Below are 12,134 nucleotides of genomic sequence, written 5' to 3'. Positions count from 1 at the left end.
TTCGCGCCGAGCCCCGCGCAAAAGAATCAACTGAAACTATGGTCAGCCGTTTTTGCACAACTTGACGCACACAACTGTCAGCCGTTTTTGCACAACTTGACGCACACAACTTTCTCTCGAGCGTCACCGTGGTTCACAGGTGCGTCACGTGACGAGTAACGTTACCGTAACGGCGCGAGCGTTACTTAAGCGTCACAACAGAGTCTGTCGCCGCTCTGTGACAGAGCTTGTCGCTTTGGACGAAAGCGCTTGTCCCTAGGGACAGACGCATTGTCCCTAGGGACGTCCCAAACTGGACTAGTCCCAAATCGCGACGCCATGCAACGCAACACAACGCGATGCAACGCGGAATGCTTCAAGGATCTGCTATCAGAGTGCTAGCAAGTGCTCGCGGATGCTTGCACCCAAGCTAGGCATTGGTGCGGGCTTTGATGACGTAAACGGTGCCGATTTCGGAACTGTTCCGTTTTTGGGACTCTTATCAGACGGGAATGCCCGCGTGCGCCATTGTGTACTTGATGCCTGCGTCGAGCGCTGTATTGAGGAGCGTTTTTGCGACAGATATTGATCCGGCCTTTACTGCGGCCTGGATCTGCTCGCCCAGCGGCGCGGGATTAGTGAGCGCGTCGGGGATCAGCTTCAGCACGGCGAGCCCCTTCCCCGTGAGGACTGCACCGTAGAAATTGCCCGACATGTCCGCGCTCAATACCCGCAGATAACCCTCTTCTTTCAACCAGTCTACGGTAGCAGAGACGAAGTTAGCGTCCTCGTTGGTGATACCGCCGTCCTCATCTTTAGGAACATCGAAATCGTCCGGACCAAAGTTGCAGCCCTGCGGAAAGAAAGAGTACAAAATCGCGAACGCCTCGGAGGCGTACTTGTTGAAGCGCTCGATGTTTTCGGAGTCGGCCATTGTCGTGAGAACAACACTTTCCGGATTGGCGGGTTCTTTGGCGGGTAGAAACGAAAAACGGGCCGAGAGGCCCGTATTCATTGATGTCCTGGCGGAGAGAGGGGGATTCCCCTAGACCCCTGTCAAATAAGGCTCTCCGCGTAGGTTGGTGTTACTGGTGTGACAGCGCAGTGTAACAGTCAGCGCTTGGCGAATGCAACGCTTGGCGGACTGTTTGCAGTGGGGCAAAATGCGCGACAGGCAGCGAACATACCCTGCCCCTCTCGGTCCCGCCCCACCGCGCCGCGCTAGTATAAGAGCGAGCTTCCACCGAAATCGGGAACACGGATTCCCGTGGGCTTACTCCATTCGTTATGGAGGCCCACCCATGGCAACCATCGTTGAGCGGATCAGCCGCGCTGGCAAGATCACCTACCAAGCCAAGATTCGCAAGGTAGGCTACCCACTTATGTCTCGGACGTTTCAGGCCCGCGCCCAGGCCGTCGAATGGGCCAAGTCGGTCGAGGACGAAATCGACCGGCGCGAACGACGGCGCACGGCTGACGAATCGATCCGGCGACTTTCCGAAGGCGTACCTCCCGACAAGCTAACGCTTGGAGACCTGCTCCACCGTTACCGGGATCGAGTTACGCCTCACAAGCGCAGTGCGGAGGCCGAACGATGGCGTATCGGTGGCTTGCTCAAGCACTCGTTCACATACTGCTCGGTTACGCGTCTCTCGACGGTACAGGTAGCCGAATGGCGCGATGACCGCCTTAAGCACGTGTCAGGATCAACAGTGAACCGCGACATGAATCTACTGAGCCACGTCATCGAAATTGCGCGCAGCGAATGGGGAGTCAAGCTCGAAGACAATCCCTTTCAACGTACGCGCCGCCCGAGACACAATCCTCCGCGAGAACGGCGGCTATCGAAGGAAGAAGAGGCGCGGCTGCTGTGCGCATGCCCAACGGAGAACCCACACCTGGGACCCGCCATTACGCTCGCGATTGAGACTGGAATGCGTCTCAGCGAGATAGCAGGACTGGAGTGGTGCCGAATAAATCTGGCTGGCAGGTCGATTTATCTCACGAAGACGAAGACTGGTGTATCGCGAGGTGTCGCGCTGTCGATTCGCGCAGTCCAAACGCTGGCGAGCATCCACGAGTGGCAGAAGCCGGAAGGATATGGCGAGCGCAGGGAGATTCCGCCTCGGGTGTTCCCCGGCGTTACCCCGGAAGCACTCAAGCGCGCATTCATCCGCGCAGTCGCTCGGGCGAACATTGTCGACCTGCACTTCCATGATCTTCGGCACGAAGCGATCAGCCGAATGTTCGAGAAGGGCTTGCCTGCGATGGAGGTTGCAACGGTGTCCGGGCATCAAACGCTACAGCTTCTCAGGCGGTACACCCATCTGCAACTTGGTGAGCTTGGACGCAAGCTTGACTAACTGACGATGGAACGCACTATGACTGACAAACCGGACTGGCTGCGCCGCGCTACCGAGCGCGCCGTGCGGAGCCGCGATTTCACAAAGACGACTACCGAGCCATACGATGACGACGCGCCCTTTGATGGACGGCTAGAACAGCAGGAACAGTTGCCGGACGACACATTGCCTTCGCAAAGCCCGGATGAGCAGGACTAGCGGAAGCCCAAACGAGTACTTGACAGCCCACGATGGTCTGCGTGCGCCGCAGTGGGCAGCGCGGCGAGCGGGCTATGCTCGCGCTCGTTCGCCTCCTCGACCTCAGCGTCGCCGACACTCAATTCCTGAAGCACGCGAACGACTCGGGGAATCCATCGGGCACGGTCTGCTGACGGCGGCGTGCATAGAGCGTTCTGCGCAGCATCCGCTAGTGATTCGCGGCGCGCCGTTCTGAGAGGCGATCCAGCAGCGCTACGGCGTTTTCCATGGGCTGACCGGGTAATTGCAACTCACGAGTCGGGGCGATGTGGAGAAACGCGTCGGCCAGTACGCTCATGTCATGCTTGATTGCATTCGACAAACTCGTCATTTGCATAAGGTCAAATCCGGCACGACCTTCAGTGATCGCCAGCATGGTCGCCCGCGTAAGCGCTAGGTTGGAGCACAAAGTCGCAAGCGCGTCTATCGCCGGTCGCCCCAAGATCAATAGTTCGACCCCAAGGCTGTCCGTGAACGGCATCTGGCGCGGCAAGTACTGGGTCATGTCAAAGTGGTCGGGAACGTGGCCGCCCGCCTGACGCGTTACCACGGCTGCGTCCACAATGCGTTTGGCGTCCAACAAACCCGCCGTGACGTTGACGAGTTCGGCAGCCACCATGCTTTTTACAGCCGCTTGGCGCTGTCGTTGCTCTTCCGCGACCTTTTCGCGTTCTGCGCGGCGGCCAATCCAATTGCCGAGCAAGATCGCGGCTCCGCCAAAAAGAGCACCGGCCAATGTCGCTATCGCGTCCGGACCTAACGTTTGCTGCCAGACGAGCCAACTCGCGCCCACGACCAAAAGGCCGCACAGTAATAAGTCGCTGAACCCGACGTTTAGACGCATCATCTTGTCACTCCTACCCCAGTTCGAAAACACCAATATAATCAGTAAAGCAAACAGATACCGCGCCCGCAGACGCGCTGTCCATCAGTACAGGGCAAGCGAACAGTGGCACACCGTGGATACTCTCCTGCGACACTGCCGCTGTCTGCTCACGCGCCCTCACTGCAACTGGTACTCAGGAATCTTGCCACTCGACCCCGTTAAGAAGAACCCGTTGGTCCCGTCAGCGAGTCCGGTACTGAAACCGTAAGCGTTGCATCCACCGCTATAGCCGTTAGGTGCGTCGTACGAGAACGTGTTCCCGAACATCACGCCGCCCGACGAGTACCCCGGCGTGTTGCCCATAGTCCGCTCATCCCGATGTCTGCTTCGAACGCACTGTTCAACTGCCTTGTACCTGCCCCGAGATAGTTGTGATTTACCCGAACCGCAACCCTCCCATAGCATCGTCACATTCGTTCCGATGGACAGATCCATGGCATAGCTACGCACAGCATCGTCACATTCGTTCCGATGTTAGTTCTGTGGGAGAGGTGACCCCGGACGGACAGCAGGCGGGTGTATGACGTCCCGCAAACGTCGCCCACAACTCAAAGGCAATGTGTCGTGTCCTACAGATAACCGAAATTAAAGTACAGCCATTCCGGCGTGATTTCCCATCTGCAAGCTGCAACCGTGGCGCAGGTACGGACTTGGTTACGCGATAGAAGCACACACGGCCAGCCGGGTCGCTCCAAACTGGGCCCCGCCTTCTGCCTCGCTGCGCCGCTGTCTATGCGTCCTGTGCGGCCTTCAGGATGGTCGGATGAGACACCCCATACTCCTCCGCTAGCCCTCGCGCCGTAGCGTCCCCAGCCGCTAGCCGCTCCCGAATCTTGGCCTTTTGCTCGTCGGTGAGGCTGGCCTTGCGGCCTAGTTTCTTGCCCTCGGCCTTGGCCCGCGCTAGCCCTGCATGTGTCCGCTCGATCAACAGGTCGCGCTCGAATTGCGCCACCGCTGCCAACACCGTCATGTGCAGGCGCCCGCTCGCGCTCGTCAGGTCCACGCCCTTCAACGCAAGGCAATGCACATGCACGCCCATCGCGGCCAACTTCTCGACCGTGCCGAGCACATCGGTCGTATTGCGGCCCAAGCGGTCCAGCTTGGTTACAACGAGGGTATCGCCCTCGTCCAGCTTTTCGAGCAGCTTTGAGAAGCCGGGACGTTCCGCAGCCGGGACGCTGCCCGATACTGTCTCGGTGATCGTATGGCGCGGCTGCACAGTGAACCCAGCCGTCTGCACTTCGAGTAGCTGGTTATCGGTTGTCTGCTCGGCGGTGGAAACACGGGCATAAAGGAATGTGCGAGCCATGCTCTTTCCTGTGGTAATCAATCGTGGAAAGAATCATAGTTGGTAATCAATCCGTTTACAAGGACTTTCTTACCGGTCGAAGGCTGCGTTCCGGCATGGTAGGAAATCGCTCGTTTGATTACCAATCTTGACGTTTTATGCCGGAGCTCTGCCTCCGTTAGCTACAGTAGGCCCACGCGCCACAACGCTCATCGCCCGGGTTCGCCGGAGCTCCAGGACCACGCCCGCAAAGCTCCTGGGGTGCACACTCGTGAAGTCTTCGGCGCGTTCAAAGGAGGGCCAATGGGGGAAATCGCGTCGGCGAGCGGCGGCGCAGGGGTCACGGATTACCAATCAAAATTTGACCCGCCACCCCAAGTACCTTTTACCTCAGTCAAAAACGCAGTATTCTCTTCCGGCCACGAAGCGCGACGCAGCCAGACCTTGAGGGGATCGGGGAATGTCAAAGTTCAGGATCAAAATGAAGCTGACCGGCTTCGAATTAGAAATCGAAGGCTCGCGTGAGGACGTTCCAAACATAAGCCGCTCACTCACGCAGCAGCTTGCGGGGATGCTGCAGCCGGCAGGCGCGATTATCGACGGTCAGCCCTCCCCGGGCTTGTCTTCCGCCGAGGAGATACTGCCCGCGATTGAGGTAAAACCTCAATCAGAAGCCGCACCTCGCAAACGAGGCCGGACCCGTCCTCGCCGCTCCGTTATTTCAAACGGCACGGATGATGTTGACGAGGGCGCTCTTGACTGGAGACATGATTCTTCCGTTTACGGAAGCCCGCTTCAGTCGTGGAATACGGCGCAAAAGGCCTTGTGGACTTTGTACGTGGTAGGCGAGGCCACCGGACAAAAGGAATTGGCCGCCAAGCGCATAGCGCTTTCATTCAACAAGCACTTCCGGCAGGCCAAAGAAATTCTCCCGCACAACGTTAGCCGGGACCTCGGCAAGCTGAAGGTCAAGAATCCGGCCGTCGTGTCGGAGGACACAAGGCAGAGTCCCAGCGCTTGGTATCTAACTGATGCCGGCATTAAAGCTGCCCAAATCCTTGTCGCCGAGGCTTTGGGACAAACTGAATGAGCGGGGACGGGCGACGTGGGATTGATAAATAAGCAACGACTTCTGGCCGCACTGAGCCCGCCGCTGGATCACTTGCTGTGCACTCAACTGCTCGATGAGTTTATCTCCGCAGAGCGGCGATTCATACAACGAGACTGGGAACCCGCTGAACTTGACGGCGGGCAGTTCTGCGAAATTCTATCCCGCATTTACTATCACCAAGACTCGGGCACCTTGAGCCAAGGAAAGGACTTCGATAGTTGCTGTGGATACATCGAGAACGACAACGTTCCTCACAAGTTGAACCCACGCCGCGATGCACTCCACGTCATCCGTGTTCTGAGGACCGTTTACAAATTCCGAAGCCAGCGAGGGGCGGTCCACATCTCACCGAACTATGCTCCCAATCATATGGACTCGAAGCTCGTCATCGAGTGCGTCCGATGGGCGATGAACGAGACCCTTCGCCTCTTCTGGCAAGGAGATAGGGAGGCCGTCGCGAAGGCAATACGCGAGTTGCTTCAGTTCGACGTGCCCAGTGTGGGCGTTTTTGACGGAACTCCTCTCGTTCAGCGGACGGACCTATCAGCGGAAGAAGAGATTCTTGTGCTGATGCATTTCGCAGGCGATGAGGGTATGTCGCGCAGTGAAATCGGCAAGGCAGCGCAGCGGGCTCCATCTACTGTCACGGGCACACTGCAGAAGTTGACTGGACCTGACTACCGACAGCTTGTCATGCTGAAGAACGGTGCCTATCGGTTGACAGATTTAGGCTCGAAGCGAATTCGGGAACAGCTCGCGGATAAGTTGATGCTGCAATAGGGGTGGGGGTCACGGAACGACTGCACCACGTCGCGGCCCTCGAGCCATTGCGCGATTCTTGCACGGGAAGCCCGCTGCAATTCGCTGGAACAGCTCGATAGAATGTGTGGCATTACCCATGCACCCCACAACGGAGAGTCGCTTTGGGAAAGAGCGTACGTATCTTCCTAGCCGATGGCACGGCCACAGGTATCCGCCACGGTGAAATAGTGAATTGGACCGGCCAAGGACTCGCATGCCCTCGTGCGCGCTTTCTGGAATTGCGCGAGTGGCAGGAAATACGACGACCGGGGGTGTACTTCCTGTTTGGCTTCGATGACAACGACCGGAACGCCGTATACATCGGGGAAGCTGAAGACGTCTTCGATCGAATCCGAAGTCATGTGGACAATAAGGATTTTTGGAACGAATTGATAGCGTTCACCAGCAAGGACGACAACCTTACAAAAGCCCACGTCAAATTCTTGGAATCGCAGTTGCACGACATAGCCGTCGCGGCTGATCAGTACGCAGTGCAAAATTCGCAAACGCCGCAACTGGCGGGCCTCCCTAGGTCAGACCGAGACGCTATGCAGGAATTTATCGACGGCATCCGAGTGCTGCTTGGCGTGTTCGGTCATCGCGTGCTAGAACCGCCTGTGCCACGACGTGCCGTCAACGCCGCAGCAGCTCATTTGTCGGCGGCAAATGCTGCGCCAGCGGTGGAAACTTCGCACCTCCCCGCAGGCATCGGCCACGAATTCACGTTGCGTGTCAGCGGAATCTTTGCCCGCGCAGTGCGCTCCGACGAAGGTCTAGTCGTGTTATCCGGGTCAGAGGCCGCAAAGGAAAACGCGGGTAGTCTGTCTGGAGGTTACAGAGCACGGAAAGAACGAATGATTGCTGAAGGCGTGTTGAAGGATGCAGGCTCGAAGTTTGTTTTCGACCGCGACTATTCCTTTACAAGCCCATCCCAAGCAGCAGCCATTATTGTCGGATACTCGATTAATGGCCGCGATAACTGGTGCACAGAAACCGGTGAAACGTATAAACATCTGGAGGAGCGCGAGACTCTTCAACTTGCACGCCAAGATGGCGACCACTAACCAGCAGTTGCGTTTCTGGAAACGTGGCGAAGTCGCCGCACAAGGATCACCGATGTTCTTGCGCCTCAAACAGGGCCGTTATGTCTGCGGCCAATTGCCTCGCAGCAGCCTCATTTGCAGAGAGCCACGCAATGCAAAGTCTGTCCGCGAGTACTTCTTCGCTGAGACCGGATTTCAATGGCAAGACAGACATAATTCGTTTCGCCCGCACGGCACCGCGTGTACCTAGCGCAGTCACTTCTGCCTGTGCGAAAACGTCTCGGAATCCGTTGATCCACCGCTCCGTGCGTCCAACATTCTCTGGCGAGAGCAGTAGTTCTTCTGGACTTAAATTTCCCGGAAGCGACAGCATGTTGTTCAATTGATCAGCGCCCATGTCGCCGTCCCGGACCCCGACGACACGAACCCCTGCCGAGCGGAAGGACTCAACGAGTCGCCGGACATCATTTGCGCTTCCCACGGGAACAATAGTGCAGTGGTCAAGCAATGGCCGACTGAATTGACGCAGAATCTCCGCCAACAGATGCTGTGCCACAATGTCCTCTACAAGCACGAGGTCTTTGTTGAGCCGAACGTTTGCCACCAATTCCCGAGCAGCGGAAAGATACTTTGCACGGTGCACAACCTGAACCGCGCCAGCGGGTCCGCGAACCAACAACACGCGAGCCGCTTGCGGCACGGTCTCGAAAATGTCAGCGGAGTGCGTCGCAATGAGGATTTGATGACCTCGCCGTCGTGACAAATTCATTAGATACCACGCTAGCCCGCGCTGTGCGTCCGGGTGAAGGGTCAGTTCGGGCTCTTCTAAGACGACCAGCGACTGCCGTGGCAACCCCTCAAGTTGCCGAATGAGACGGATGACCTTTTGCTCGCCAGCACCCATGTGTGGCTCGGAATAGATAACTCCATCCCGAGCAACTTGTGGCAAACGCTCAGTCCAATGACCATTTGGGGAGCCGACTGTATGAATACTTCCCCCGGTGTATGCTCGCCCAGACACCGCAGTGAAACTCTGCAACATTTCGACAGGGAGGTCCTCCGAAGCTCGAATTTCAAGCTGAGTGCGGAAGACATGCACGCGATCTTTGCGCTCGATACGGGGCGCAAAGTTTGCAACGCCGATGAATTCAACGTGGCGCTGCGGATTGCCGCGACGAGGGTAGCGCCAGCGGCTATTCCCGGACTCATACGGGACTGGAATCGTCGGCGAGTTGTCCCAGAACGAATACGTAACACGTGCGTCTCTTGCTACGGGCGGCGTATCGCCTCGCAGTTCGTTTCTGATCCACTCACCAAGCTTGAAATACCTGCCACCTACCGACCGCGAATAGGCCGTGGATGCGATCTGCAACAATGTTGTTTTGCCTGTGCCATTCACTCCGGCGATTGCGACAACCGGCCAACTGAACTCGATGGAAGTATTCAGGCCTCGAATTCCGGTGACTTCAATCGCCTTAAGGGTGTTTCCAAAGACGTCATTTCTGTTATTCGGGTTTTCCCAGATTCGATCTAGTCTGCTAACTTCTTCTATTATTTCTTCGTCTGTCAACATGGGCTAATTCCGGTTTTAAAGATTAGTCGCTGATGCGCACTGTATTTAGCGCATGTGCTTTGCTCATCGCATAGTCGAAGAGGACGACGCCATCAAACCGAGTCATGTAGCGCGCTGCCAAGAGTTCGTCACGGATGGAAACCGCCGACGCGCCGCCGAAGCCAAACATCGCCAACAGCAGACACAGTGTTTCAGATCGCAGCCGGTATGCGGGTAGTCGAGCCGCCTTCGACTCGATCTTTGCGACTATCGCGCCGGCTCGGAACCAATTCTAAAACTATTCGACCGCTCTTGTTTCGGGGAAAAGCACGCCAGCAACCCGATACCGGCTCACAGCGTCCACTAAGGGTGCAAGCGGATACGAAAACCCGCCATAGTTGTCCGCCACATTGCCGGTTACGTGGCCCGTCAAAGCGTTATGAACCTCGGTGGGCATGGCCGCGAGGCGCGCAAGGTGCTTGAACGTGTGACGGAATGAATGGAACACCATCCGCTCGTCCGTCACCTTGCAATCCCCGCGAAGGTAGCGGCTGAACCACTTCGAAAAGTTCCCGCTCTCCTTACCGTCGACATCTGGGCGGAGCTTGTGAAAGATGCGAGCGCGACCTTTGGCTTCCTGCGAGAACGCCACAAAGCCGAGACGCAATAGCTCGGCGTGCAACGGGACGCGCCGCTCGCTGCTCTCGGTTTTGATCTCCTGCCCTTCAGCCTGATCACCCGTGATCCGCAACACCCACGCCTTGCGCTCGCCCCCGTCCGCGTCGGTGTAGCTTTCTTCGTATATGTCTTCGGGTCGAAGCTGCGCCAGTTCCTCGATTCGCGCCCCGGTGAACAAGGCGAGCAAGGGCAGCCAGTACGCAGCCTCACCAGCACCAGCGAGCGGACGATAGCCCTCTGTGAAGACACGGCTGCTGAAGATCGCATTGAGCGCCGCCGTATCGAATTCTCGCCGCTTGTCCTTGGCTCGCCGTTTGTCCGCTACTCGAATCTTTGCGGCGGGATTCGCGGACATGCCGAGATCGTTGTCGCACGCGTAGTTGAAGATTACGCCAAGCATCGGCAGCTTGACGTTGATGTTGGCCGCGCTCTCCCCGTCGTCTAGCAATGCGTCCTTGTAGCGCAGGACATGCTGCCGAGTGATCTGATCCGTGCGCGAAACCCCTACGCGCTTTGCGAAATCCAGTGCGATACTCCGCGTCCGGCTGACGGTCTTCGACTTCGGTTGCTTTTCTGCTGCCCATTTATCAATGAGGCCCGATAGCTCGATCCCGACGCTTGCCAAGCGGTACGTCTTGACCTTAACGTCACGCGGCCCCGCCGCATGGCTACCGAGTTCGATGACGCTGCCGTCACCAAGCAGGAAGGCCCGCAAAGCATTGCGGTGCGCTTCGTGATACGCAAGCGGCTGTAATGGCTCGGCCTTGCCCTGCAAAATCTCCTCATGCTCGGCAAGTTGCGAACGCCGCCAGTCCATGAAGAATTCCAGCGCAGCTTCGCCACGGGCCACCGCCTCGTCGCGGGCCTTGCGCAGATGCGCCAAATAGCGGCGTGCAGCGTAGTCCACGTCGATAGCCTTCGGGGGAGGAAGGGACGGCTGTGGATCACTGCCAGCGGCAGGCGCGTCCGCGTTGCGTCCTGGTCCACGCAACTGCGCAAACTCACGATCAAGCCGCACACCTTCCTCGCGTGCCAGCTTCTCGGCTTCGCGCTTATCGGACGTACGAAGGGACCGCATGACTTCTTTCTTGCCGTCGTAATGGGCAATCAGGTCAAGCGGAATTTTGCGGCGGAAGTAGTAGACGGAACCGCGCTTGACAAGATGGGTACACATTGGCTCGCTCATGATCCAAGTGTAACACCCACCTGTAGCAGATCGGCCTGAGAGCCTTATCTGGCGGGGACTTCCAAGCCTGACAAGGCTAAGAGGTTCGCTGGCGGAGAGAGGGGGATTCGCCACATCACTCCGGCGCCCCGCCTCTAAGCCACTGATTTTCAAGGCGTTTCCAGAAGCTGGTCATCACAGTCTGGCACACTTGCGCGCCACAGTAAACACACCGCCGGGTCGCCCACGCGGCCCCTAGACGTCACCCAGACCAGATGAAGCGGTCACGCTTTCTTGCCCGGCCGCAACCCAGCCGCCGTCCCCTCCAGGCTCCTAGGCAAAGCACGCCTCGGCCTCGGAATGCCTGTTACCGACCCTGATAGCTGCGCCCCTGCTTACCTCACGAACACTGCGTGAGGGCCCTCAGCCGTGCCGGAAGAGCGACGCAATCTCATGCCACATGGAAGAAAATCGCTCCCAGTCCGAAGCACCATTGTGCCTGCGAATCTCGAGACCCGAATCCCCCACGCGCTCTACCGGCGACGTCAGGACCTCGTCTGCGAGCGACCAGTAACTGCGCAGCTTGTCATCGGTACCCTTCAAGGGAACCGGATACCGGCCAGCCCACAGGACCGCCTGCACGTAGAACCTGAGCATCGCCAGCTCATCGTCAGTCCTGGTCAGCCCGAGAGACTGGACCAGCTGTGCCAGGCTGTGGGTCTTCGGAAACGGAAGACCCCGTTGAACCAGTACGGCCTTCATGATGACTTCCAGCGCCAGCCCGCACATCATGTGGTAGACGGGGTAACACGCGACGCCCATGCTGAAGCCAGTCGGAAAGCCCAGCGCTTCGGCGACGTTGTGATGGACATCGTTTTCCATCGCATACCACAACGCCCCGGCGGACGCATGAAGGTCCGCGCCCCGGTTGTACCAGTGGTTAGGGTGATTGCGCTCCTCTGTCAGCGTCGGTCGCGCGGCAAACCACGCTTCGATATCCAGGTCTTCCTCGTCTGCTTCGTCCATCGCTT

Annotated in this window: 12 protein-coding genes; 5 read left to right on the top strand and 7 right to left on the bottom strand. The window is 57.9% G+C overall.

What is annotated here, in order from left to right:
* Positions 1-481 precede the first annotated feature (481 nt).
* Positions 482-994 carry a hypothetical protein gene (locus J3489_RS19955; protein WP_207000886.1) on the bottom strand — a complete coding sequence of 171 codons (513 nt, stop codon included), beginning with the start codon at positions 992-994 and terminating at the stop codon, positions 482-484.
* Between the two features lie 286 nt (positions 995-1,280).
* Here J3489_RS19955 and J3489_RS19950 point away from each other — a divergent pair, with 286 nt between their 5' ends.
* On the top strand, positions 1,281-2,342 hold the full coding sequence (locus tag J3489_RS19950) for a site-specific integrase (RefSeq protein WP_207000884.1): 1,062 nt from the start codon (positions 1,281-1,283) through the stop codon (positions 2,340-2,342).
* Between the two features lie 18 nt (positions 2,343-2,360).
* Positions 2,361-2,540, top strand: a complete 180-nt coding sequence (locus J3489_RS19945) for a hypothetical protein (RefSeq protein WP_207000881.1) — start codon at positions 2,361-2,363, stop codon at positions 2,538-2,540.
* A gap of 208 nt (positions 2,541-2,748) precedes the next feature.
* On the opposite strand, the gene J3489_RS19940 is transcribed toward J3489_RS19945, so the two are convergent.
* Complete coding sequence (locus J3489_RS19940) at positions 2,749-3,426, bottom strand: hypothetical protein (RefSeq protein ID WP_207000879.1); 678 nt, start codon at positions 3,424-3,426, stop codon at positions 2,749-2,751.
* A 769-nt stretch (positions 3,427-4,195) separates the two neighbouring features.
* On the bottom strand, positions 4,196-4,774 hold the full coding sequence (locus tag J3489_RS19935) for a recombinase family protein (RefSeq protein ID WP_207000877.1): 579 nt from the start codon (positions 4,772-4,774) through the stop codon (positions 4,196-4,198).
* A gap of 439 nt (positions 4,775-5,213) precedes the next feature.
* On the opposite strand from J3489_RS19935, the gene J3489_RS19930 reads away from it, so the two are divergent.
* The 3 genes from J3489_RS19930 to J3489_RS19920 all read left to right on the top strand — a co-directional run bounded on the left by J3489_RS19930 (position 5,214) and on the right by J3489_RS19920 (position 7,729).
* Entirely contained in the window at positions 5,214-5,843 is a 630-nt protein-coding gene (locus J3489_RS19930; RefSeq protein ID WP_207000875.1) for a hypothetical protein, read from the top strand.
* Positions 5,844-5,858: 15 nt separating this feature from the next.
* A complete protein-coding gene (locus J3489_RS19925) occupies positions 5,859-6,644 on the top strand; it encodes a hypothetical protein (protein ID WP_207000873.1) in 786 nt (261 codons plus the stop codon).
* Between the two features lie 143 nt (positions 6,645-6,787).
* Positions 6,788-7,729 carry a GIY-YIG nuclease family protein gene (locus J3489_RS19920; protein WP_207000871.1) on the top strand — a complete coding sequence of 314 codons (942 nt, stop codon included), beginning with the start codon at positions 6,788-6,790 and terminating at the stop codon, positions 7,727-7,729.
* 46 nt (positions 7,730-7,775) lie between these two features.
* Here J3489_RS19920 and J3489_RS19915 read toward each other — a convergent pair whose 3' ends face one another.
* The 4 genes from J3489_RS19915 to J3489_RS19900 all read right to left on the bottom strand — a co-directional run bounded on the left by J3489_RS19915 (position 7,776) and on the right by J3489_RS19900 (position 12,129).
* The gene (locus tag J3489_RS19915; RefSeq protein ID WP_207000869.1) at positions 7,776-9,281 is read right to left on the bottom strand and encodes an ATP-dependent nuclease; all 1,506 of its coding nucleotides are present in this window, start codon (positions 9,279-9,281) and stop codon (positions 7,776-7,778) included.
* Positions 9,282-9,303: 22 nt separating this feature from the next.
* Positions 9,304-9,450 (bottom strand): hypothetical protein, encoded by a 147-nt coding sequence (locus tag J3489_RS19910; RefSeq protein WP_207000867.1) that lies wholly within the window; start codon positions 9,448-9,450, stop codon positions 9,304-9,306.
* A 108-nt stretch (positions 9,451-9,558) separates the two neighbouring features.
* Positions 9,559-11,112: a site-specific integrase gene (locus tag J3489_RS19905; protein ID WP_207000865.1), complete on the bottom strand. Its 1,554-nt coding sequence runs from the start codon at positions 11,110-11,112 to the stop codon at positions 9,559-9,561.
* A gap of 414 nt (positions 11,113-11,526) precedes the next feature.
* Positions 11,527-12,129: a HEPN domain-containing protein gene (locus tag J3489_RS19900; RefSeq protein WP_207000863.1), complete on the bottom strand. Its 603-nt coding sequence runs from the start codon at positions 12,127-12,129 to the stop codon at positions 11,527-11,529.
* Positions 12,130-12,134 lie beyond the last annotated feature (5 nt).

Source organism: Trinickia mobilis, from assembly GCF_017315705.1.
Classification (GTDB): domain Bacteria; phylum Pseudomonadota; class Gammaproteobacteria; order Burkholderiales; family Burkholderiaceae; genus Trinickia_A; species Trinickia_A mobilis.
The sequence above is the reverse complement of the archived record's forward strand: the minus strand, read 5'-3'. Positions and strand labels throughout refer to the sequence as shown.

Bases quoted from the DNA above. Each gene is read 5' to 3' on its own strand.
- J3489_RS19935 (WP_207000877.1), bottom strand. From the start codon at position 4,774: ATGGCTCGCACATTCCTTTATGCCCGTGTTTCCACCGCCGAGCAGACA.
- J3489_RS19905 (WP_207000865.1), bottom strand. From the start codon at position 11,112: ATGTGTACCCATCTTGTCAAGCGCGGTTCCGTCTACTACTTCCGCCGC.
- J3489_RS19955 (WP_207000886.1), bottom strand. From the start codon at position 994: ATGAATACGGGCCTCTCGGCCCGTTTTTCGTTTCTACCCGCCAAAGAA.
- J3489_RS19900 (WP_207000863.1), bottom strand. From the start codon at position 12,129: ATGGACGAAGCAGACGAGGAAGACCTGGATATCGAAGCGTGGTTTGCC.
- J3489_RS19940 (WP_207000879.1), bottom strand. From the start codon at position 3,426: ATGATGCGTCTAAACGTCGGGTTCAGCGACTTATTACTGTGCGGCCTT.
- J3489_RS19910 (WP_207000867.1), bottom strand. From the start codon at position 9,450: ATGTTTGGCTTCGGCGGCGCGTCGGCGGTTTCCATCCGTGACGAACTC.
- J3489_RS19950 (WP_207000884.1), top strand. From the start codon at position 1,281: ATGGCAACCATCGTTGAGCGGATCAGCCGCGCTGGCAAGATCACCTAC.
- J3489_RS19930 (WP_207000875.1), top strand. From the start codon at position 5,214: ATGTCAAAGTTCAGGATCAAAATGAAGCTGACCGGCTTCGAATTAGAA.
- J3489_RS19915 (WP_207000869.1), bottom strand. From the start codon at position 9,281: ATGTTGACAGACGAAGAAATAATAGAAGAAGTTAGCAGACTAGATCGA.
- J3489_RS19945 (WP_207000881.1), top strand. From the start codon at position 2,361: ATGACTGACAAACCGGACTGGCTGCGCCGCGCTACCGAGCGCGCCGTG.